Genomic DNA, 20,974 nt, shown 5'->3' on the forward strand with positions numbered 1-20,974 from the left:
TCGCCGCACGCCAGAAGCCCCGAGAACGCTGACGACGTCGCCAACTCCCGCCTCATCAACATCCGTGCCTACCGGTTTCCGGAAGGGGGCGGCAGGACGTGTCGTGCCTCGTTCCGGCGTCGCCGTCCCGGTCACCACGACGATGCGTGTCGCGGTGCTCTCCGCGCGGCGCCCGGACACCGTCGTGAACGGTTCTGGCCCGCCGGCGGGCCCGGCCGGTCGACCGCGTCGTCGCGTCCGGCGCCGGCGAGGTCGGGACGATCTGCTCCGGGCCGCAGCGGGCCGATCCGCCTCGAAGCGGCGCCGGCAGTCTCGCGGCCACCCCGGTCCGGGCGTCGATCGTCGGACCCGGACCCGGACCCGGACCTCGTCCTCGGAATGTTGCGCCGTCGGACGCCCGTCTTGTGGCCACTTGTGGGGAGATCCCCCTGGCGACCGGGCCCGGGCCGACGCACGCCGGTACGCTCGCCGTGGTCGGCATGGATTCGCGTCGGCAAACACATGCTCGAGGGAAGGACCTCCGTGGGACGACAGAACTGTGTGATCGCGCCGGACGGCCGGGGGCGCCGGCTGGTGACGTCCGTGCTGGCACTGTCGGTGCTGGCCCTCGCGGGCTGCGCGCAGGACGACGGCTCGGACGCGCCCCCGGCGACCGCTTCCGGTTCGGTCGCCCTCTCCCCCTCGCACGGCGGGCTGCAGGGCGGGAACTTGGTGCTGGCGGACACCGGCGGGGACACCGACGGGCCGGTCACCGTCCGCTTCGGCGAGGAGGAGGTCGAGTGCGAGTTCGACGAGCGCTCGGCACGTCACGCCTGCGTGGCTCCGGCCCGTGGGACCCCGGGCACGGTCGAGGTCTCCTTCGCCGGCGGCGGGAGCGACGTCGAGGAGAAGACCGCCTACACCTACACGACGCAGGGCACGCAGGACATCCCCCTGCTGACGGTGGACACGGAGACCGTGCGGCGCAACGCCGAGGCGATCCGGGCGGACTTCCCGTCGAACGTCCAGCTGGGCGCCGTGCTCAAGAACGGCGAGCCCGTGGACGTGTTCGGGAAGGTCATCGAGGACGCGGCCGACGTCGACTACGTCTTCGTGCCGAAGCTCGACGACGCGATCGCCCTGCGCGAGGCCGGCGTCGAGGCGAAGATCGCCGTGCTCTACGTCGCCCAGGTCGAGGACATCCCGCTGCTGATGCACTACGACGTCGAGGTCGCCGCCACCGACCCCGCCTGGGTCGAGGCGGCGGAGCAGGTGCTGTCGACCACGGGCGGGTCGCTGAAGGTCCACCTGTGGGTCGACACCGGCATGGGACGCGAGGGCGTGGTGCCCGAGGAGGCGCTCCCCCTGGCCCGGGCCGTCGAGGACGCCCCGCACCTGGAGCTCGCGGGCATCGCCACGCACTTCTCCACCATCACCGAGGACGACGAGGCCGCCATCGAGCGCAACGACACGGCCAACACCACGGTGGCCCAGAAGAACCGCTTCGACGGCGCGGTGGCCGCGATCCGGGACGCCGGTCTCGGGAAGGACGCCCTCATCCACGCCGGAGCCAGCGACGTGCTCGCCAACGACATCGATGCCCTGTACTACGACCTGCTGCGGGTCGGCGGGATGTTCTTCGCCAGCAGCCCGCCGGAGGAGCGCCTCTACTCCTGGACCACGGAGCTGGCCCAGGTCAAGACGCTCCCGGAGGGCTGGTGCATCGACTACGGGTGCACCGAGCCCACCACGTCCCCGAAGAAGGTGGGCCTGATCAACCACATCCCGTCCCGGGAGAACGAGCTGACGTACACGGTCGGGGGCAAGGAGGTCCCGGTGCTGCTGGACCACGGCACGGTCCTGACCCTGGACCTGTCCGAGGTCCCGGACGCGGCCGCCGGTGACGAGGTCGCCATCGACTTCAGCGCGGAGGCCTTCCACATGCTCGACGCCACGGCGCCGCTGCCGGTGACGACCACCGGCGGGTGACCGGCGCCGGTCAGGGCCGTCCGGCCGCGGGCCCGGCGTCGTGGTCCAGCACGAGGTCGGCGTGGAAGTTCCGCGCCAGCTCGCCGGTGCGGGCGGCCTGGCGCTCGGAGGCGTCCGGCCGGACGGTGAGGTCCACGTAGACCACCGGCCGGCCGTGGAGGGCCTCGAGCCGGGTGCGCAGCCTCTCCGCCCGCTCGTCGTCGGGCGCGCAGCGCCCCGTGCCGAGCAGGACGAAGGCACGCTCGAAGTCGGGCTCGGCGGGCACGCCCCGCGTCAGCATGGCGGGCAGCCGCGACTGCAGCGCGGAGAGGCCGACCACGGCCGTCGCCGTGCCCGCGAGCCAGGCGCCGGCGGCGGAGACCGCCACCGAGGTGATGAGTTTCATGGATCTCCTCCTCCCGCGGGCCGGGGTGCGGCGGGTGTCGGCCCGGCGCTGGGCACCGGGACGGATGGACGTTCGACGGCGCCGTCCGGACCCCGAGGACTCCGGTGGCACCACCGTAGAGATCCCAACGCCGCCGCGACAGCGCCTATTCCGGGGGCGCCCGCCGGCGCCCTGCCGCCACGCCGGTCCGGGGTCGTGTCGGGGCCGTGGGGCACAATGGTGGAACGGCGAGGATGCCCTCGCGGAGGCGGACGAGAGGCCGGGGACGATCATGTGGGAGTGGCTCGTCGAGAACGCGTGGGTCATGTGGCTGATCGCCGTGATCGCGCTGGCCGCCATCGAGATGCTCACCCTGGACTTCCTCTTCCTGATGATGTCCGCCGCCGCGCTGCTGGCGTTCGCGGTGAGCTGGGTGACGGACAACGTCGTGCTCCAGGTGGTCACGTTCGCCCTGGCCTCGGTGCTGCTCATCTTCGTGGTCAGGCCGGTCGCCCTGCGCCGCATCAACCGGTCCACGCCCGGGACCGTGTCCAACGCCGCCCGCCTCATCGGGCTGCCCTGCCAGGTGCTGGACCCGGTGACCGGTCGCAGCGGGCTCGTGCGGCTGGAGGGCGACACCTGGAGCGCCCGCTCGGTCACCGGCGAGCAGCTGCCCCCCGGGACGGACGTCTTCGTCCACGACATCGAGGGCGCCACCGTCCTCGTGGCCCCCTACCCCGCACCGGCCGCGGACGGCGGGCCGGCACCGCGCCCGTCCTTCTGACCCACCGACCGCACCCGCTCCGACGTCGCCGGCGTCCGGGACGACCCATCGAGACCCCATCGAGACTTTATTGAGAGAGGCACCCGTGGACCTAGCCGTCATCGTCCTGCTCGCCGTCCTGGTCGTCCTGGTCTTCATCATCCTGGTGAGATCGGTGCGGATCATCCCGCAGGCGCGGGCCGGCATCGTCGAGCGCCTCGGCAAGTACCAGAGCACCCTCACGCCGGGGCTGCACTTCCTCATCCCGTTCGTGGACCGGCTGCTGCCCCTGATCGACCTGCGCGAGCAGGTCCAGTCCTTCCCGGCACAGTCCGTGATCACGGAGGACAACCTCGTGGTCGGCATCGACACCGTCGTCTACTTCCAGGTCATGGACCCGCGGGCCGCGACCTACGAGATCGTCGACTACATCCAGGCCGCCGACCAGCTGACGTCGGCGACGCTGCGCAACGTCGTGGGCGGGCTGAACCTCGAGGAGGCGCTGACCTCACGCGACAAGATCAACGCCGAGCTGCGCGGGGTGCTGGACTCCACCACGGGACGCTGGGGCATCCGGGTGTCGCGGGTGGACATCAAGGAGATCACTCCCCCGCCGTCCATCCAGGACTCGATGGAGAAGCAGATGCGCGCCGAGCGGGAGCGGCGCGCGGTGATCCTCACGGCCGAGGGCGACAAGCAGTCGCGGATCCTCATGGCCGAGGGCCAGCGGCAGGCAGCCATCCTGTCCGCGGAGGGCGAGGCGAAGGCCGCGATCCTGCGCGCGGACGGCGAGGCCCAGGCCATCCGGAAGGTCTTCGACTCGATCCACCGGGCCCGGCCGACGCAGAAGCTGCTGGCCTACCAGTACATCCAGACCCTGCCCAAGGTCGCCGAGGGCAGCGCCAACAAGGTGTGGATGATCCCGGCCGAGCTCGGGGACGCCCTGCGGGGCGTGGGCGACTTCCTCTCCCGGCCGGACGAGGACGGCCGGGGCCCCGACCGGACCTGGTCGGACGCCGACGAGCCGGAGCCCGGGCCGGAGCCCGCGGACGAGCCCCTCGTGAAGCCCGACGCCGTCCGGGTGACGGAGGAGGACCTGCAGCCCAACCTGGAGCGCACCATGGTCGACCCGGACGAGTTCACCATCCCCCGTCCCTCGAGCATCGACCCGGAGGCCCCCGTGCGCCTCGACGACCCCATGCCCCCGGAGGACGGGCCGGGATCCCGCTGAGCCCGCTGTCCCCCGCCGGGCCGGCGCCCCGCTGACCTTTCGGTCCGGCACGGGGTCGGCGGGAGACCCGCGAGCACGTCCCGGACGAGCCCGGGGGCCTCCCTGGGAACATCCCCGGGGGCCCGCACGTTGCACCCAACGGATCCCGGGTCCAGGACCCGCCGTCAGCCCGAGCGTGTGCCACTGCCGTGGCCACCGTCAGTTATGGAGGAACCACCACAATGAGCGACCGCAGTCTCAGGGGAATGCGTCTGGGCTCCCAGTCCATGGAGACGGAGGCCGGTGTCGAGCCGGCCCCGCGCCAGCGCGTCGAGTACCGCACCGCGGACGGTGAGAAGGTCACGGTCACGTTCGCGGCGGAGGCCGAGATCCCGCCGGTGTGGGTGTCGAAGACCGGCAAGGAAGCGATCATCGTCAACGGCGAGAAGCCGGAGAACCCCAACGAGAAGCACCAGCGCACGCACTGGGACATGCTCCTGGAGCGGCGCAGCGTGGACGAGCTGGAGGAGATCCTCGCCCAGCGCGTCGAGTTCTACCGGGAGAAGCACGCGCTCTGAACCCCGCGCCCGCAGCGCACGGAGGGCCCCACCCGCAACGGGTGGGGCCCTCCGCACGTCCGGCCGGTGCGCGGACCGGGAGCTCAGCGCCGGGTGAGCTTGCCCGCCAGGGTCTTCGCGCGGGCGGAGAGCCCCCACTGGGCGACGCGCACGACGGCCTCCCGGGTCACGTCCGGGCTCATCTTGGACTCCCCCTCGGCGCGCTCCACGAAGGTGATGGGCACCTCGACGACGTTCAGGCCGGCCCGCTCGGTGCGCCAGCCGAGGTCGATCTGGAAGCAGTAGCCCTTGGAGTCGACGGTCTCGAGGCCGATCCGCTCAAGGGTCTCGCGGCGGAAGGCGCGGTAGCCTGCGGTGATGTCGTGGATCCGGGAGCCCAGGAGGGTGCGGGCGTAGAGGTTGCCGCCGCGGGAGAGCAGCTGGCGCTGCAGGGGCCAGTTCACGGTGCGCCCGCCGGGCACGTAGCGGGAGCCGATGGCGAGGTCGGCGCCGCGCTCCACGGCGTCCAGCAGCAGCGGGAGCTGCTCGGGCTGGTGGGAGCAGTCGGCGTCCATCTCGACCAGGACGTCGTAGTCCCGGGCCAGGCCCCAGCGGAAGCCGGCGATGTACGCGGCCCCGAGACCCTCCTTGCTCGTGCGGTGCAGGACGTGGATGTTGTCGTCCGCGGCCGCCATCTCGTCGGCCAGACGACCGGTCCCGTCCGGGCTGTTGTCGTCCACCACCAGCACGTGCCCGTCCGGGACGGCCTGGCGGAGCCGGTCCATCACGGTCGGCAGCGACTCGTGTTCGTTGTAGGTGGGGATGACGGTCAGTACGCGCACCGGTGTCGTTCCTTTCGAGGTCTCACCTGCCACACCACGGGGCAGGCTCCCTCGCCTTCGGACCAGACCGGCCCTGAGGGGATGCCGGCCTGTTTTCTAAGGACGAGCGAGCCCACCCGGCAGCAGTTGCCCAGCTTATCCTGCCCCGTGCCCTCGACCAAGATCCTGCCGGCGTGCCCGCGGCGCGACGTCGAAGGGCTCAGAACCCGTCGGAGCGGTACAGCTCCACGCCGTCGAGCACGGTCTGGCGGCACACGGGCAGGGACGTGCCGTCCAGCGCGGGCAGCAGAGGCGTGCGGGCGCGCGGGTCGGTGCTCCAGGCGGAGCCGGTCCCCTCGGCCTGCTGCACCATGAGCGCCTCGACGTCCCAGACGGCGAACGTGGCCGGGGTGCCGGGCGCGAGCTGGCCCTGCATGGGGTCGGGGTGCCGGGCGGCCCGCCACGCGCCCCGGGTGGAGGCGAGGAACGCGGCCCGCGCGGAGATCCGCTGGTCGGGGTCGTGGTGCCGGAGGCAGGCCCGGACGGTCTCCCACGGGGACAGCGGCACCACGGGGGCGTCGCTGCCCAGGGCCACGGGCACCCCGGCACGGTAGAACGAGGCCATCGGGTTCATCGCCGCCGCCCGGTCGGCGCCGAGACGCTGCTCGTAGAGCCCGCCCGGTCCGCCCCAGGCGGCGTCGAAGCCCGGTTGCACGGAGACGGTCACGGCGTGGCGGGCGAGCCGCTCGATGCCCTCGGGGTCGATCATCTCGGCGTGCTCCAGGCGGTGGCCCGCGCTGTGCAGCGCCCGCTCCCCCACGAGCTCCACCGCGCGGTCGAGACCGTCGAGGACGATGTCCATCCCGGCGTCCCCGATGACGTGGAAACCGCCCTGCAGGCCGGCCTCCGTGGTCGCGGCGAGGTGGGCGGCCACGGCCTCGGCGTCGAGGTAGCGGTCCCCCCGATCACCCGGTGCGTCGGCGTAGGGAGCGCGCAGGGCCGCGGTCCGGGAGCCCAGGGCGCCGTCGACGCACAGGTCCCCGGCGAGCCCCACGAGCGACTCCCGCCGGTCCACGGCTCGCCCGAGCAGATCGGCCAGGGCGGTGTCGAAACGCTCCGCGACCGACCTCGCCTCCTGGACCGTGGCCGCGAGCTCGCCCCGGTAGGGCAGCACGCGGGGTGTCGGGCCCTCGGCGCCGACCCCGTGGTTGGCGAGGGCCGTCAGCCGGACGAGGTCCTCGAACGGGGCGACCTGCTCGGCGTTGGCCTCGGCCAGGGCCACGTAGCCCTGGGACGCGGCGTGCCGCAGGGCCAGCCGGTGCAGCTCGGCGCGGCGTCCGGCGTCGAAGCCGAGGGCCGCGGCGCGCACGCGGTCGTGGGCCCGGTTCTCCACCCGGCCGTCGCCGAGCCAGCCCTCGGCACCGGCGAGGCCCAGCCGCCGGGCCAGGGACGAGGACACGACCCCGGAGTGGACATCGATCCTCGTCAGGTAGACCTCGCGTCCCCCGGCGGCCCGGTCGAGCTCCTCCGCCGTCGGCGCCCGGCGCTCCGGCCACACGGACTCGTCCCAACCGGAGCCGAGGACCGTGCCCGCCCCCGTGCGGGCGGCACCGGCCACGGCCTCGAGCACCTCGTGCAGGGAGCCGGCCGCCGTGAGGTCGAGGGTGGACAGCGCCAGCGCGGTCTCCGTCACGTGCACGTGGGAGTCCACGAACCCCGGGGCCAGCAGCCGTCCGTCGAGGTCGACCACGTCCATGGAGGAGTCCTGCAGCGACTGCGCGGCCTCCTCGGAGCCGACCCAGGCGACGCGGGCGCCGTCGACCAGCAGGGCCGTGGCGAACGGGTCGGCGGGGCTGTAGACGGAGCCGTTGCGGTAGAGGACGGGACGGGCGGGGACGGTGGTGCTCACGGGTCTCCTGTTCGGGGCGGTCGTGCGGGCGGAAGGCGGGGGCGGGACGCGGGAGGTGGCGCCGCTCAGTCCTCGAACGCGGAGTGGGCCACGACGCCGCGGCGCACCAGCGCGATCGCGCGCTGGCACTGGGTGCGCGTGCCGGCGTCGAGGAGGTCGATCTTCGCGAGCTGGTCGAGCATGTCGATCACCTGCTTGGCCCAGCGCACGAAGTCGCCGGCGGCGAGCTCCGTCCCGGACAGCGCCGTGCTCAGGGTGGCGCCGCGTGCCCAGAGGTACATCGGCTCCACGAGCCCGAACTCCGGCTCCGCGGTGGCCGGCAGGTGGTGCTCCAGCTCGCGGTCGGTGAGCCGGGACCAGTTGCGCACCACGGTCTGGGCGGCCCGGTCCATGGCGGCGGACGGCAGGACGGGCTGGATCCCCTGCTCCTCGCGCTTGGCCTGGTAGGCGAGCAGGGTCACGAGACCCGCGGTGGCGGCGGGGTCGAGGTCCTCGAGGAACCCGTCGCGCAGGCTCAGGGCCAGGAGCAGGTCCCGGTCCCCGTAGATCCGCCGCAGCTGCTCGCCGGCGTGGGTCGGCCGGACCTCCCCGTCCGGGAGGGTCTCGAGGTAGCCGAAGGAGCCCAGCACCTGGGAGACGCGGTCGAAGGTCTTGGCGATCGTGTTGGTGCGGCTCTCGATCTGGCGCAGCAGCCCGTCGGTGTCCCGGCGCAGGGTCCACCAGCGCTCGGCCCAGCGGGCGTGGCTCTCGCGGTCCGAGCAGCCGTGGCAGGGGTGGCCGCGCAGGGCCCTGCGCACCTCCGTGATGCGCCGCTCGGCCGCGGACGTGCCGCGGTCGAACTGGATGGTGTGCCCCCGGCCGCCGCCGCGCGGGGGCCGGTGCTCGTGCAGGGCGTTGCGCACGGACGAGGCGAGGTCGCGCCGCTCCTTGGGGGTCCTGCCGGTGAAGTGCTTGGGGATCCGGATCCGCGAGACCGGCTCGAGGGGCCCGTCCAGGTCCTGGGCCCCCACCCGGCGCAGCTGGTGGTCCAGGGTGAGGATCGAGGGGCGGGGGTCGTCCCGGTTGGGGTCGGTGGACAGGATCACGGCGTAGCCGGCGTTGCGCCCGCGCGGGATCTCCACGACGTCCCCGGGCAGCAGGTCGTGCAGCGACGCGACGGCGTCCGAGCGGCGCCGCCGCGAGCCCGCCTTCTCCTCGGCGCGCTCGAGGTCCTTGAGCTCCCGGCGCAGGGCGGCGTACTCGGAGAAGTCCCCGAGGTGGCAGGTCATGGCCTCCTCGTAGCCCTTGAGGGACTCCTCCTGGGAGCGGACCCGGCGGGCCAGGCCCACCACGGAGCGGTCGGCCTGGAACTGGGCGAAGGAGGACTCGAGGATCTTGCGGGAGCGGAGGGCACCGAACTGGGCCACCAGGTTCACGGACATGTTGTACGTGGGCCGGAAGCTCGAGTTCAGGGGGTAGGTGCGCTTCGAGGCGAGGCCGGCGACGGCGTGCGGGTCCATCCCGGGCTGCCACAGCACCACCGCGTGGCCCTCGACGTCGATCCCCCGGCGCCCGGCGCGACCGGTGAGCTGGGTGTACTCCCCCGGCGTGATGTCCACCCGGGACTCGCCGTTGAACTTGTCGAGCTTCTCGAGCACCACGGAGCGGGCCGGCATGTTGATGCCCAGCGCCAGGGTCTCCGTGGCGAAGACCGACTTGACGAGCCCGTCGGCGAACAGCTGCTCCACGAGCTCCTTGAACGCGGGCAGCATGCCCGCGTGGTGGGCGGCCACGCCGCGCAGCAGGCCGTCGCGCCACTCGTAGAAGCCGAGGACGTTGAGGTCCGCGGCCTCGAGCGAGGCGGCGGTCTCGGCCACCCGGGCGCGGATGGTCTGCTGCTCCTTCTCGGAGGTCAGCCGGATGTCCGCCGTGACGCACTGCTGCACGGCGGCGTCGCACCCGGCGCGGGAGAAGATGAAGGTGATGACGGGCAGCAGCCCCTCGGCGTCGAGGCGGCGGATCAGCTGCGGGCGGGACACCCGCCGCGTCTCGGGGCTCGGCCGGAACCCCTCGCCGCCGTTGCGGCGCGAGAACCGGTCGCGGGACCGGCCGCCGGGACCGCGGCCGCCCCGGCGGCCGCCGCGCGGGTGCTCGGCGCGGGCCAGCTGGAGCAGCTCGGGGTTGACCTCGGGCTCGTCCTGGCCGGGGCCCCCGAGCCGCTCGGCGGCCTCCTCGACCGTGGTGTCGTCCACGAACAGGTCCAGCAGTCGCCCGCCCACCTGGACGTGCTGCCACAGCGGGACGGGCCGGTGCTCGGAGACCACCACGTCCGTGTCGCCGCGCACGGTGTCCAGCCAGGCCCCGAACTCCTCGGCGTTCGAGACGGTCGCGGACAGGGAGACGAGCTGGACGCTGTCCGGCAGGTGGATGATGACCTCCTCCCAGACGGCGCCCCGGAACCGGTCGGCGAGGTAGTGGACCTCGTCCATGATCACGAAACCCAGGTTCAGCAGGGTCGGAGAGTCCGCGTAGAGCATGTTCCGCAGGACCTCGGTGGTCATCACCACGACGTCCGCCTCGGAGTTCACGGAGGTGTCGCCGGTGAGCAGGCCGACCCGCTCGGCGCCGAAGGCCCGGGAGAACTCGTGGAACTTCTGGTTGCTGAGCGCCTTGATGGGCGTCGTGTAGAAGGCCTTCTGCCCGCGGGACAGGGCCAGGTGGACGGCGAACTCCCCCACCACGGTCTTGCCGGCGCCCGTCGGGGCGGCCACGAGCACCCCCCGGCCCTCCTCGAGGGCCCCGCAGGCGGTCACCTGGAAGTCGTCCATCTCGAACTCGAGCCGGTGCTGGAACACGGAGAGCTCGGTCCTCGCGTGGGCGGCCCGCTGCTTGGCGGCCAGGTATCGGTCGGCGTAGGAGGACATGTGTCCACCCTACTGCTCGGCCCCGACCCGGACGGGCCCGCCGGGACCCGGATCCGTCCGGGCCGGGCGGATCAGGCGCGGGATCCGTCCCCGGGCTCGTGGCCCAGCCGCCCGAGCTCGTCGGCGGGGGTCGCGACGTCGGCCGCGGCGCCCGTGCCCGCCGCGAGCCGCTCCTCCTTCCGGGCCCGCCGGCGGTCGAGGAGCAGGCACAGCCCGACCGCCACGAAGAAGAGCGTGAGCAGCGGCACGGCGAGGTAGAACATCGTCATCGGGTCGGGCCCCGGGGCGGCCATCGCGGAGACGACCATCACGAGGACCACGACGATCCGCCAGCTCTTGAGCACCGTGCGCCCGGAGAGCACGCCGAGCATGTTCAGGCCCACCAGGAACACCGGCAGCACGAAGGCGACGCCGAAGGTCAGGATCAGCTGCAGGAAGAACCGCAGGTACACGTCCGCGGAGATGAAGTTGGTCCCGCCCGCCGGGGTGAACGCGGTGAGGGCGTAGACGGCCGTGGGCAGGGTCAGCACGGCGACCGCGATCCCGCCCAGGAAGAGCGGGACGGCCGCGGCGAGGAAGCCGACCGCGTAGCGGCGCTCGGTCCGGTGCAGGGCCGGCGTGACGAACGCCCAGAGCTGGTAGAGCCACACGGGGCTGGCCAGGACCAGGCCGAGCACCAGGGAGACCTCCACCATGATGTTGAAGGACGAGCCCACCGCGGAGTAGTTGATGGAGGCCTCGCTGCCCTCCGCGGAGGCCAGCCGCTGCAGGGGCTCCGTGATGTACGCCATGAAGGGGATGTACAGGAAGAAGCCGCCGACCATGCCGACCACGGTGGCCACGGCGGACTTGATCAGCCGGTTGCGCAGCTCCCGCAGGTGCTCGGCCAGCGCCATCTGCGCCTGCGGATTGGCCTTGCGCGCCGTCCGGCGCTTCTGGGGGCCGCGGGGGGACTGCGAGGACATGGGGACCTTCGGGACGTCGGGGCCGCACGGTGCGCCGGGGCCGCTCGGGCGGTCCGTTCCCCCGGCCGGGGTCGCGGGCCGCTCGGTGGCGGCGCGGTGGACCGGGCCGGAGGAGGAAGCCGGGGAAAGGGGGCGGGGTCAGGCCGGAGGGCGGCCGGGGCGCTGCTCGGGGTCGCGCGGGGCGTCCGCGGCGGAGGCGCCGGGGGCCTGTTCCGGGGTCACGTCCTGGCCGCGCTCCACGGGCTTGCCGTCGATGACCACGTCCGAGCCGTCCGGCTGGTCGTCCTTCTTCATCTCCTTGACCTCGGACTTGAAGATGCGCAGCGACTGGCCGAGGCTGCGGGCCATGCCCGGGAGCTTGGGCGCGCCGAACAGCAGCAGGATCACCAGCAGGATGATCAGGATCATGAAGGGGCTGTCGAAGAGCCTACCCATTGAACATTCCTTTCCGTTCAGCCCGGCGGATGTCGCTGATCCGCTGCGGCTGGCCCATGCGGTCCTTGCGCTCGATGCGGCGTCTCAGACGGGCGGTTTCTCGTTGGTCACGGCCGACCCGGTAGTCGGCCACGGCTTGCCCCACCGGCGTGAACAGGGCCGGGTCCGGGGCGGCCCGGACGGGACGCTGCACCCCGGCGGCCGCGTCGTCCCACCGCTGGGCGAACTCCCCGGCCACCGTTTCGGTGTCCCGGAGGAGGACGAGGAAGATCCGGACCAGCCGCCACAGCATCAGTCCGAGGAATGCCGCACCGAGCAGGACGAGGACCGTCCACAGCAGGACCCAGGACCACCAGAGCATGCCCTCAGTATAGGCGGGCGGATCAGGCCGGCTCGGACGTCCCGTAGGCGCGGAGCGCAGAGTTCACCCAGAGTTCCACCTGGGCCACGACGTCGTCGGGCCCGGCCACGGCGAGCTGGCCGCCGTAGCGGGTGACGAGCGCGCACACGGCCTCGACCGTCTGGAACCCGATGAGCGCGGCCTCGTGGTCGGCGGCCGGCCCGGTGCGGGCCCCGCCGGGCACCCGCACCACGGCGGTGCGGGTCGCGTGGTACTGGTCGGCGATCCACCGGCTGCGCCGGTCGGTGACGAGCACGACCTCCACGGTGTCCGGGGTGCCGGGGGCCGGCCGGGACGCGGCGGCGGCCTCCTGAGCGGCGGGGCGCTCCCCGGCCGGTCCGGCGTCCTCGACGGCGGAGATCCGGTCCAGCCGGAAGTTGCGCATCCCCTCGGCGTCGAGGCACCAGGCGCGCACGTACCAGTGGGTGTTGGAGGAGAACACCTGGACCGGGTCGACGACGCGCTCCGTGAGCTCGTCCCGGGACGGGACCACGTAGCGGATCCGGATCCGGCGGCGCTGCTCCACGGCGTGGCGGACCGCGGCCATGACGTCGGCGAGGGCGGGCGCGGGGGTGTCCGTGATGGGCCGGGCGCCCACCGCGTTGGCGAGCACCCCGGCGTCCCCCGCCGCGCCGGCGACCTTCGCGATCGTCGAGGCCACGGCCTCGGAGTCCCCGCCGGGCACGGTGCGCAGCGTCTGCAGCCCCACGAGCAGCGCGGAGGCCTCGGGCTGCGTGAGGCGCACGGGGTCGGAGAGCTCGTCCGCGTTGGAGAGGTAGACGTGGCCGTCGTCCCAGGACGCGTCGATCAGCTGGTCCGGCATGTGCCCGGGCTTGCCGCACACGAACAGGGTGTTGAGGTCCGCGATCAGCTCCTGGTCGGTGATCCCGAACCGGCGGGCGGTCTCCTCGAGCTCCGCGCCCTGGTGGGCGTAGACCCAGCGGACGATCTCGAGCAGCCGCGAGAGGTGGTCGGCGGTGGAGAGCTTGTTGCGCGTGCCCTTGCGGGACTTCAGGCTCCAGTCGACCTGCACGCCGCGGAACCGGGCCACGGCCGACTCGGCGCTGTGCAGCCGGCGCACCACGGCGGCGCGCACCTCGGCCTGCATCGTGGGCGCGGTGCCGTCCCCGTCCCGGGGCACGACGACGCCGGGGCCGGCCGCGGCGATCTCCTCGGCGAGGATCTCGGTCTCCGCGAAGGGGATGTGCAGCCGGTCCCAGTGGTCGACACCGTCCCCGGCGGTGGTGCCCGGCTCCTGCCGGGAGGCCATGCGGCGCAGCATGTGCGCGTGGCCGGGCCGGGCGAGCACCTCCACGGCGCGCGCCGGGGCGTGCGAGACCATGTGGGAGAGCGCCTCGTTCATGGAGAAGCCCTCGGGCGGGGCGAACTCCTTGCGGGTGACCGTGACGTCGGACATGATCCGCGACAGCCGGAAGGTGCGGGAGTCCTTGCGGTCGAGGTCCCAGCCGACCACGTACCAGTTGCCGTAGCGGGAGCCGATCCCCCAGGGCCTCAGCCGCCGGGTGGTGAGCTGGTCGGTGCTGCGGGCGAGGTAGTCGAAGCGCACCTCGCGGTGGCGCACCACGGCGGAGAGCAGCGGCTCGAAGGACGGTTCGTGGGCCGTGAGGGTCGGCTGCAGCAGGGGCGGGGCGTCGTCCTCGGGCAGGCCCCCGATGGCGGGCTCGAGCTTGCGCAGGGCTCGGTGGGCGAGCTCGCCGAGGGAGGCGTCCGTCCAGGCGTTGGCCGCCAGGGCGAGCACCGCGGACTCCTCCGCCGTGAACTGCAGCGGCGGGAGGGTGAAGGAGCCCCGCGGGATCCGGTAGCGGTGGCCGTGCGTGTCGTCGGGGAACAGGGGGTCCTCGGAGACCTCCTCGATGGGGTAGCCGAGGTCGCGCAGCTCCGCCTTGTCGCGCTCGAACATGCGCTCGAACGCCTCGTCGGACGCGGACTCCGCGTACGACGGAACGGCCTCCCGGAGCTCGGCGCGGGTGTACCCGCGTTCGCGGGAGACCAGGGCGATGAGCAGGTTGAGAAGCCGCTCCGTCGATCGGGCTGCCATCCGGTGGGTCCTCAGCGCACGTCCAGGAGGTCCACCACGAAGATCAGGGCCTCGTCGGGGCCGATGACCCCGCCGGCTCCCCGGGAGCCGTAGGCCTGGTCCGCGGGGATCTCCAGGCGGCGGCGGCCTCCGACCTTCATGCCGAGCAGGCCCTTGTCCCAGCCCTCGATGACCTGGCCGATGCCCACCGTGAAGTCGAGGGGCTGGCCGCGGTTCCAGGACGCGTCGAACTCCTCGCCGGCGGAGAACGTCACGCCCACGTAGTGGCAGGAGATCTGCTTGCCGGGAGTCGCCTCGGCGCCGGTGCCCTCCACAAGGTCCGTGCTGACGAGCTCGGTCGGGGCCTCCCCCTCGGGGAAGTCGATCTCGGGCTTGCTGCGGTCGAGCTTGCGCTCTCCGAAGGACATGGGTGCTCCTGTTCGTCGGGTCGTCGACGGGTGGTCGTCGGGAACGGCGGGGCGCGAGGCCCCACCGGGTCACCTTAGCCGACCGGGGGCTACTCCCCGGTCGCGGAGGGGGACGGCGAGGCGGAGGGCTCGGTCTCGACCGGCGCCTCGGGGGTGTCCACGGCCGCCAGGATGTCGACGACGAAGAGCAGGCTCCCGGCCGGGTAGTCGGAGTCCTCGCCCAGCTCCTTCTCCGTGCCGTAGGCCTGGCCGACGGGCACGGACAGGATCACGCGGGAGCCCTCCTTCTTGCCCTCGAGGCCCTCCTGCCAGCCCTCGATGACGTTGTCGAGGGGGAAGGACGCTGGGGCGCCGTTCTCGTAGGAGGAGTCGAAGGTCTCGCCGTCGGACCACTTCACGCCCACGTAGTGCGCGATGACGGTGTCGCCCTCGGCGACCTCCTCGCCGTCGCCCTCGACGAGGTACTCGGAGACGAGCTTCTTCGGGGCCCTGCCCTCCGGCTCGGCCACGGCCGGCACGCCCTCGTCGTTCTCGGTGACCTCGGGCAGGCCCCGGGGGCTGTCCTGCATGTCGCCCTCGATCTCGGTGGGGATCTTCCGGACGACCTCGTAGACCTCCACGGAGGTCGACTCGTCGCCGGCGGCCCCGGCGGTCTCCGGGGAGGAGTACGCGATGATCGCGCCCTCCTTGGCACCCACCAGCGCGTCGTACATCTCCGGGATCTGGTCCTTGAGCTCCTGCTCGAGCTGGAGCACCTGTCCGGCGCCGCGGGAGTAGGTCTCGCCGATCGAGGTGCCGTCGGAGCCCTTGAAGAGCGCCGCCTGCAGCAGGATCGTGTCGCCCTCGGCGATCTCCTCCCCCTCACCCTCGCGCAGCTCCTTCGCGCCGGCCTCCTCGGCGTTGAGGGGGGTCTCGAAGGTGATCGACGGGGCCGTGCCCGGGTCCGGTTCGTTGCTGAGCTCCACGGAGTCGACGCCGGGCCCGGAGCAGCCCGCGAGGACGAGGGCCAGGGACAGGGCGGCGCCGGAGGTGGTCAGGGTCTTTCGCACGGGTTGCTTCCTCAGGGGTCGGGCCGGGTGGGGGCGGTGGGGTCGGACGGCACGGGGCGGGACGGCGGCCAGCCTAGTGCAGGGCGCTGGGCGTTGACTGGACGGGCGGCGTGCCCGGCGCGGTTCAGACCACGGGGGCGTCCCCGTGGGCCCGGCCGGTGGCGTCGCGCCCGCCGAGGGAGGCCACCAGGGCGTCGGCCTCCGCGTTCTCCACGGCGAACGGGTCCTTGCACAGCACCGTGCGCTGGCTGCGGTCGTTGACCTTCAGGTGCACCCAGTCGACGGTGTAGTTGTGCCCGGAGGCGACGACCGCGTCGATGAACCGGCCGCGCACGGCGGCCCGTGTGGCGGGCGGGGTCCGGGCGGCCTCCTGGACCCGCTGGTCCGGGACGAAGGTCGCCGCCCGCCCCCGGCGCTGCAGGAGGTTGAACAGCCCCCGCTCCGGGGCGGTGTCGTGGTACGCGAGGTCCAGCTGCGCCATCCTCGGCGCCGAGAGGTCCAGTCCGTCGCGGGCGGCGTAGCCGTCGAGGAGCTTCTTCTTGATCGCCCAGTCGATCTCGGTGTCGATCGCGGAGGCGTCCTGGCGGGCCACGGCGTCCAGGGTCCGCTCCCACAGGTCCAGCACCCACGGGACCCGGTCGTGGTGGGCGCCCTCGCGGTCCACGAACCGGCGCACGGCCTCCAGGTGCTCGCGCTGCAGGTCCAGGGCGGAGCGGCGGGTGCCGTCGGCGAGCGGCACCGGGCGGGTGCCGGTGAGGTCGTGGGAGACCTCCCGGAGGGACCGCACCGGGTCCACCATGGTGCGGTCGGGCAGGATCTGCCCGGCCTCGATCATCCGCAGCACGAGGTCGGTGGTCCCGATCCGCAGCGCGGTGGTGGTCTGGGACATCGTGGAGTCGCCCACGATGACGTGCAGCCGGCGGTAGTGCTCGGCGTCGGCGTGCGGCTCGTCCCGGGTGTTGATGAGCGGCCGGGAGCGCGTCGTGGCGGAGGAGGAGCCCTCCCAGATGTGGTCGGCGCGCTGGGAGAAGGAGTAGCTGGGCGCCCCGGCGGCGTCCCCCACCCGCACGGCGCCGAAGTCCTCGGGCCCGGCGGGGTGCACCTTGCCGGCGCCGACGAGCAGCTGCCGGGTGACGAGGAACGGGATGAGGATCTGCACGAGCCGGGCGAACTCGGTGCGCCGGGCGATGAGGTAGTTCTCGTGGGAGCCGTAGGAGTTGCCGCGCGAGTCCACGTTGTTCTTGAACAGGTACAGCTGCCCGGCCACCCCCTGCTCCCCCAGGGCCTCCTGGGCCTGCCGCCGGAGGTCGTCGACGATCAGTTCGCCGGCCTTGTCCTGGGCGACGAGGTCCTCGAGCGTGGCGCACTCCGCGGTGGCGTACTCGGGGTGGGAGCCGACGTCCAGGTAGAGGCGTCCGCCGTTGGGCAGGAACACGTTCGAGGACCGGCCCCAGGCCACGACGGGCCGGAAGAGGGTGCGCGCGGCCTCCTCCGGGCTGATCGGACGGGCGCCCGGGGCGCTGTGGGTGAGGCCGAACTCGGTCTCGACCCCGTAGATCCTGCGGTCCATGGGGGCTACTGGCCGCCCTTCTGGACGAAGCCCTTCACGAACTCCTCGGCGTTGGACTCGAGCACGCCGTCGATCTCGGCGAGCAGGTCGTCGGCGCTGGTCGCGCTGGTCTGGGACTGGGCGGCGGTGGGCGCGGGCGCGCCGGGCTCGGGGAGCTCGGTCTCCTCGCGGCGCTGGGCGCCGGTGCCGAAGATGCGTTCCTGGGCCATGACGGGGTCCTCCTGGGTTCGGTGGTCGGGGTGCTCAGCCGAGGGAGCCGGTGTGCACGAGGGCGGGTCGGGCGGCGGCGAGGGCGCGGACGAGGTGCTCGGCGTCCGGTGCCGCGGACAGCAGGGGGTCGACGTCCTCGCGGGTCAGCTCGAGCGGCTCGGGCATCGCGATCCGCGCGCCGCGGCGGACACCGGGCAGGGTGAGCGAGACCGAGTCCCAGTTGGCCGTGAGGACGTCGTCGGGAAAACGGGTGACCAGCCGGCCCCGCAGCCACGCCCGGGTGTCGGCGGGCGGCTGTCCCACCGCGCGCTCGAGGTCCTCCGCGCCGAACAGGGTGCGCATCCGCCCGGCCGCGACCAGCCGGTGGTAGAGCCCCTTCTCCGGGCGCACGTCCGCGTACTGCAGGTCGATCAGCGTCAGGCGCGGGTCCGCCCAGGCGAGGCCGTCGCGCTCGCGGTAGCCCAGCAGCAGGGCGTGCTTGGCGACCCAGTCCAGGCGGTCCGCCAGCGACAGGGGGTCGGTCTCGAGGGCGTCGAGGACCTCCGCCCAGAGCTCGAGCACCTCGCGGGTCTCCGGGTCCGGGCCCCCGGTGGTCTGCTCGTGCGCCCGGGCGGCCTCGAGGTAGAGCCGCTGCAGCTGGACGCCCGTGAGCTCCCGGCCGTCCCGGAGCGGCACGGTGGTGGTCAGCCCGGGGTCGTGGCTGATCGCCTGCAGCGCGGCCACGGGGTCGACGAGCGCGAGGTCGGGGGCGGTCCCGGCCTCGATCAGGCCCAGGACCAGGGAGGTGGTGCCGAACTTGAGCAGGTTCGAGGTGTGGGAGAGGTTGGCGTCGCCGATGATGACGTGCAGGCGCCGGTGGCGGGTGCGCTCGGCGTGGGGCTCGTCGCGGGTGTTGACGATGGGCCGGTGGACCGTGGTCTCGAGGCCGACCTCGCGCTCGAAGAAGTCGGCGCGCTGGCTGATCTGGAAGCCGGGGCGCTGGCCGCGGTCGCCGAGGCCGACGCGCCCGGCGCCGCACACGACCTGGCGGGAGGCGAAGAAGGGCAGCAGGCCCGCGGCGAGGGCGTCGAAGGGCACGGAGCGGGGCACGAGGTAGTTCTCGTGGGCGCCGTAGGAGACGGACTTGTTGTCGGTGTTGTTCTTGTAGAGGTTCACGACGTCGAGGCCGGTGGCCGGGGCGCTGGCGGCGATCGCGCGGACCGCGTCGAGGGCGACCCGGTCCCCGGCGGCGTCCCAGAGGACGGCGTCGCGGGGGGTGGTGACCTCCGGGGAGGAGTACTCGGGGTGGGAGTGGTCCACGTAGAGGCGGGCGCCGTTGGGCAGGACGGTGTTCATCACGACCTGGCGCCAGTCCATGGACTCCGCGTGGGGGCCGGTCTCCCGGAGGGCCTCGGCGGCGACCTCCTCGGCGGTGAGCACCGGGGCGACGTCGGTGAGCTGGGAGGGGTCGGCCTGCTCGCGGGGGACGGCGAAGCCGCGGGCGTCCTGGAGGGGGGTCTCGCCGTGGTAGTCCCAGCCGGCGGTGGCGCGGGACGCGCCGAGCCGGCGCCGCACGAGGGCGGCGTAGGTGGTGACCACCTGGGTGGAGAGCACGGTGGCGTTGGCGTGGGCGTTGCCGGTGGCGAGCACGCCGTACTCGGTCTCCGCGCCCATGACGCGGCGGACGCTCATGCGGGCCCCGCCCCGGGAGCCGCGCCGGCGCGTGCGGGGACGTGGCGCGCGCCGGGTCCGGCCGGGTGCGGGTCGCGGTGCAGGACCACGCGCAGGTCCGTGATCGTGTCGCCGCGGCGCCCGGAGATGCGGGCCCAGTCCTCCGGGTTGGAGGTGTTGGGCAGGTCCTGCTGCTCGTGGAACTCCTCGTCCACGGCGCGGACCAGGTGCTCGCGGCCCAGGCCGCGGATCCCGGTGGTGAGCAGGTCCTTGATGGCCTGCTTCTTGGCCCGGTCCACCACGTTGCGGATGACCGCCCCGGAGGTGAAGTCGCTGAAGTAGAGGGTCTCCTCGGTGCCGTCCCGGTAGCTCAGGTGCAGGAACTGCGTGCCGGGGCTCTTCTGGTACATCCGGGCCACGGCGGCGTCGACGAGGGCGGTGACGGCCCCGGTGCGGGAGCCGGCGGCGTCGACCTCGTCCTGGCGCAGGGGCAGGTCCTCGGTGACGTAGAGCCGGAGGATCTCGGCGGCGCCCTCGGCGTCCGGGCGGTCGATGCGGATCTTGACGTCGAGCCGGCCCGGTCGCAGGACCGCGGGGTCGATCATGTCCTCGCGGTTGGTGGCGCCGATGACGATGACGTTGTCGAGGCGCTCCACGCCGTCGATCTCGGTGAGCAGCTGCGGGACGATGGTGGTCTCCACGTCCGAGGACAGCCCGGAGCCGCGGGTGCGGAACAGGGAGTCCATCTCGTCGAAGAACACGACCACGGGGATGCCGCGGGCGGCCTGCTCGCGGGCGCGCAGGAAGATGGAGCGGATCTGCCGCTCGGTCTCCCCCACGTACTTGTCCAGCAGCTCGGGGCCCTTGATGTTCAGGAAGTAGCCCAGGGCCTTCTCGCGCCCGGCGCGGTCGGCGGCGCGCTCGGCGAGGGAGCGGGCGACGGCCTTGGCGATGAGGGTCTTGCCGTTGCCGGGGGGCCCGTAGAGGAGGATGCCCTTGGGCGGGGTCAGCCCGTGCTCGCGGTAGAGCTCGGGGTGGACGAAGGGCAGTTCCACGGCGTCGCGGATCTGCTCGATCTGGGGGCCGAGGCCGCCGATGTCGTCGTAGGAGACGGCGGGGACCTCCTCGAGGACGAGCTGCTCGACGTCGGAGCGCTCGATGGGCTCGAGGGCGAAGCCGGTGCGGTGGTCGATGGACACGGCGTCGCCGATCTCCGGGCGGCTCCGGCGCAGGAGCCCGGAGAGCAGCAGGACGCGCTCCTCGTCGGAGCGTCCCACGGTGAGGACGCGGTCGTGGTCGACGATCTCCTTGACGGTGGCGATCTCGCCGGTCTGCTCGTAGTCGAGGACGGCGCCGACGGTGTAGTTCTGGTCGAGGAGGACCTGGCGGCCCGGTTCGCAGGCGGCGAAGCTCACGAGCGGGCTGAGGGCCACGCGCATGCGGCGCCCGGCCACGAGGACGTCGAGGGTGCGGTCGGTGACGGCGGGACCGATGCCCGTCTGCTCGCCGACCGGGGTGCGCCCGGGGTTGACCTGCAGCACGGTGCCCTGGCTCAGGGGCGGGACCAGGTCGTTCTCGAGGGCGCGCTTGAGCTGGGCGATCTCGGTGCGGGTCGCGTCGAGGAGCCGGACGAGCTTCTGGTTCTGGGTGCCGGCGGCGGCGAGCTGCTTGTCGAGGGCTCGCTTCTGGTCGCGCAGGATGTTGACCTGCCGCTGGGCGTTGACCAGGGCACGG

At 73.2% G+C, this 20,974-nt stretch carries 18 protein-coding genes; 4 read left to right on the plus strand and 14 right to left on the minus strand.

The features are described 5' to 3' along the window. The first annotated feature begins 522 nt into the window (after positions 1–522). Positions 523–1,968 (plus strand): alanine racemase, encoded by a 1,446-nt coding sequence (locus tag Q0817_RS15250; protein WP_298590027.1) that lies wholly within the window; start codon positions 523–525, stop codon positions 1,966–1,968. A 10-nt stretch (positions 1,969–1,978) separates the two neighbouring features. Here the strand turns inward: Q0817_RS15250 and Q0817_RS15255 are convergent, their stop codons facing one another. Continuing rightward, entirely contained in the window at positions 1,979–2,353 is a 375-nt protein-coding gene (locus Q0817_RS15255) for a hypothetical protein (RefSeq protein WP_298590030.1), read from the minus strand. Between the two features lie 271 nt (positions 2,354–2,624). Here Q0817_RS15255 and Q0817_RS15260 point away from each other — a divergent pair, with 271 nt between their 5' ends. The 3 genes from Q0817_RS15260 to Q0817_RS15270 all read left to right on the plus strand — a co-directional run bounded on the left by Q0817_RS15260 (position 2,625) and on the right by Q0817_RS15270 (position 4,883). Next, positions 2,625–3,116: an NfeD family protein gene (locus tag Q0817_RS15260; RefSeq protein ID WP_298590033.1), complete on the plus strand. Its 492-nt coding sequence runs from the start codon at positions 2,625–2,627 to the stop codon at positions 3,114–3,116. 85 nt (positions 3,117–3,201) lie between these two features. Next, positions 3,202–4,326: an SPFH domain-containing protein gene (locus tag Q0817_RS15265; protein WP_298590035.1), complete on the plus strand. Its 1,125-nt coding sequence runs from the start codon at positions 3,202–3,204 to the stop codon at positions 4,324–4,326. A 221-nt stretch (positions 4,327–4,547) separates the two neighbouring features. Continuing rightward, positions 4,548–4,883, plus strand: coding sequence for an RNA polymerase-binding protein RbpA (locus Q0817_RS15270; protein ID WP_058874915.1), 336 nt, complete (start codon positions 4,548–4,550; stop codon positions 4,881–4,883). An 83-nt stretch (positions 4,884–4,966) separates the two neighbouring features. On the opposite strand, the gene Q0817_RS15275 is transcribed toward Q0817_RS15270, so the two are convergent. The 13 genes from Q0817_RS15275 to arc all read right to left on the minus strand — a co-directional run bounded on the left by Q0817_RS15275 (position 4,967) and on the right by arc (position 20,967). Next, entirely contained in the window at positions 4,967–5,704 is a 738-nt protein-coding gene (locus Q0817_RS15275; RefSeq protein WP_298590042.1) for a polyprenol monophosphomannose synthase, read from the minus strand. A gap of 199 nt (positions 5,705–5,903) precedes the next feature. Beyond that, positions 5,904–7,592, minus strand: a complete 1,689-nt coding sequence (locus Q0817_RS15280; protein WP_298590045.1) for an amidohydrolase — start codon at positions 7,590–7,592, stop codon at positions 5,904–5,906. 65 nt (positions 7,593–7,657) lie between these two features. Beyond that, positions 7,658–10,495 (minus strand): RNA helicase, encoded by a 2,838-nt coding sequence (locus Q0817_RS15285; protein WP_298590048.1) that lies wholly within the window; start codon positions 10,493–10,495, stop codon positions 7,658–7,660. A 71-nt stretch (positions 10,496–10,566) separates the two neighbouring features. Then, positions 10,567–11,460 carry a twin-arginine translocase subunit TatC gene (tatC, locus tag Q0817_RS15290; protein ID WP_298590051.1) on the minus strand — a complete coding sequence of 298 codons (894 nt, stop codon included), beginning with the start codon at positions 11,458–11,460 and terminating at the stop codon, positions 10,567–10,569. Between the two features lie 138 nt (positions 11,461–11,598). Then, positions 11,599–11,895, minus strand: a complete 297-nt coding sequence (gene tatA, locus Q0817_RS15295; RefSeq protein WP_298590054.1) for a Sec-independent protein translocase subunit TatA — start codon at positions 11,893–11,895, stop codon at positions 11,599–11,601. After that, complete coding sequence (locus Q0817_RS15300) at positions 11,888–12,256, minus strand: hypothetical protein (protein WP_298590056.1); 369 nt, start codon at positions 12,254–12,256, stop codon at positions 11,888–11,890. The genes tatA and Q0817_RS15300 overlap by 8 nt, the downstream gene beginning before the upstream one ends. A 22-nt stretch (positions 12,257–12,278) precedes the next feature. Further along, entirely contained in the window at positions 12,279–14,354 is a 2,076-nt protein-coding gene (locus Q0817_RS15305) for a WYL domain-containing protein (protein ID WP_298590059.1), read from the minus strand. Positions 14,355–14,365: 11 nt separating this feature from the next. Further along, a complete protein-coding gene (locus Q0817_RS15310) occupies positions 14,366–14,761 on the minus strand; it encodes an FKBP-type peptidyl-prolyl cis-trans isomerase (protein WP_017833513.1) in 396 nt (131 codons plus the stop codon). 89 nt (positions 14,762–14,850) lie between these two features. Next, the gene (locus Q0817_RS15315; RefSeq protein ID WP_298590069.1) at positions 14,851–15,810 is read right to left on the minus strand and encodes an FKBP-type peptidyl-prolyl cis-trans isomerase; all 960 of its coding nucleotides are present in this window, start codon (positions 15,808–15,810) and stop codon (positions 14,851–14,853) included. Between the two features lie 124 nt (positions 15,811–15,934). Beyond that, on the minus strand, positions 15,935–17,380 hold the full coding sequence (gene pafA, locus Q0817_RS15320; RefSeq protein WP_298590072.1) for a Pup--protein ligase: 1,446 nt from the start codon (positions 17,378–17,380) through the stop codon (positions 15,935–15,937). A 5-nt stretch (positions 17,381–17,385) separates the two neighbouring features. Next, a complete protein-coding gene (locus Q0817_RS15325) occupies positions 17,386–17,589 on the minus strand; it encodes a ubiquitin-like protein Pup (protein ID WP_298590076.1) in 204 nt (67 codons plus the stop codon). 34 nt (positions 17,590–17,623) lie between these two features. Further along, positions 17,624–19,261 (minus strand): depupylase/deamidase Dop, encoded by a 1,638-nt coding sequence (gene dop, locus Q0817_RS15330; RefSeq protein WP_298590079.1) that lies wholly within the window; start codon positions 19,259–19,261, stop codon positions 17,624–17,626. Beyond that, positions 19,258–20,967, minus strand: a complete 1,710-nt coding sequence (gene arc / locus Q0817_RS15335) for a proteasome ATPase (RefSeq protein WP_298590205.1) — start codon at positions 20,965–20,967, stop codon at positions 19,258–19,260. The genes dop and arc overlap by 4 nt, the downstream gene beginning before the upstream one ends. Positions 20,968–20,974: the final 7 nt, after the last annotated feature.

The sequence above is a fragment of the uncultured Kocuria sp. genome, from assembly GCF_947500125.1.
GTDB lineage: Bacteria > Actinomycetota > Actinomycetes > Actinomycetales > Micrococcaceae > Kocuria.

Coding starts and splice junctions, on each gene's coding strand:
- Q0817_RS15255 (WP_298590030.1), bottom strand. CDS start 2,353: ATGAAACTCATCACCTCGGTGGCGGTCTCCGCCGCCGGCGCCTGGCTC.
- Q0817_RS15260 (WP_298590033.1), top strand. CDS start 2,625: ATGTGGGAGTGGCTCGTCGAGAACGCGTGGGTCATGTGGCTGATCGCC.
- Q0817_RS15270 (WP_058874915.1), top strand. CDS start 4,548: ATGAGCGACCGCAGTCTCAGGGGAATGCGTCTGGGCTCCCAGTCCATG.
- Q0817_RS15285 (WP_298590048.1), bottom strand. CDS start 10,495: ATGTCCTCCTACGCCGACCGATACCTGGCCGCCAAGCAGCGGGCCGCC.
- tatC (WP_298590051.1), bottom strand. CDS start 11,460: ATGTCCTCGCAGTCCCCCCGCGGCCCCCAGAAGCGCCGGACGGCGCGC.
- tatA (WP_298590054.1), bottom strand. CDS start 11,895: ATGGGTAGGCTCTTCGACAGCCCCTTCATGATCCTGATCATCCTGCTG.
- Q0817_RS15300 (WP_298590056.1), bottom strand. CDS start 12,256: ATGCTCTGGTGGTCCTGGGTCCTGCTGTGGACGGTCCTCGTCCTGCTC.
- Q0817_RS15305 (WP_298590059.1), bottom strand. CDS start 14,354: ATGGCAGCCCGATCGACGGAGCGGCTTCTCAACCTGCTCATCGCCCTG.
- Q0817_RS15310 (WP_017833513.1), bottom strand. CDS start 14,761: ATGTCCTTCGGAGAGCGCAAGCTCGACCGCAGCAAGCCCGAGATCGAC.
- pafA (WP_298590072.1), bottom strand. CDS start 17,380: ATGGACCGCAGGATCTACGGGGTCGAGACCGAGTTCGGCCTCACCCAC.
- Q0817_RS15325 (WP_298590076.1), bottom strand. CDS start 17,589: ATGGCCCAGGAACGCATCTTCGGCACCGGCGCCCAGCGCCGCGAGGAG.
- dop (WP_298590079.1), bottom strand. CDS start 19,261: ATGAGCGTCCGCCGCGTCATGGGCGCGGAGACCGAGTACGGCGTGCTC.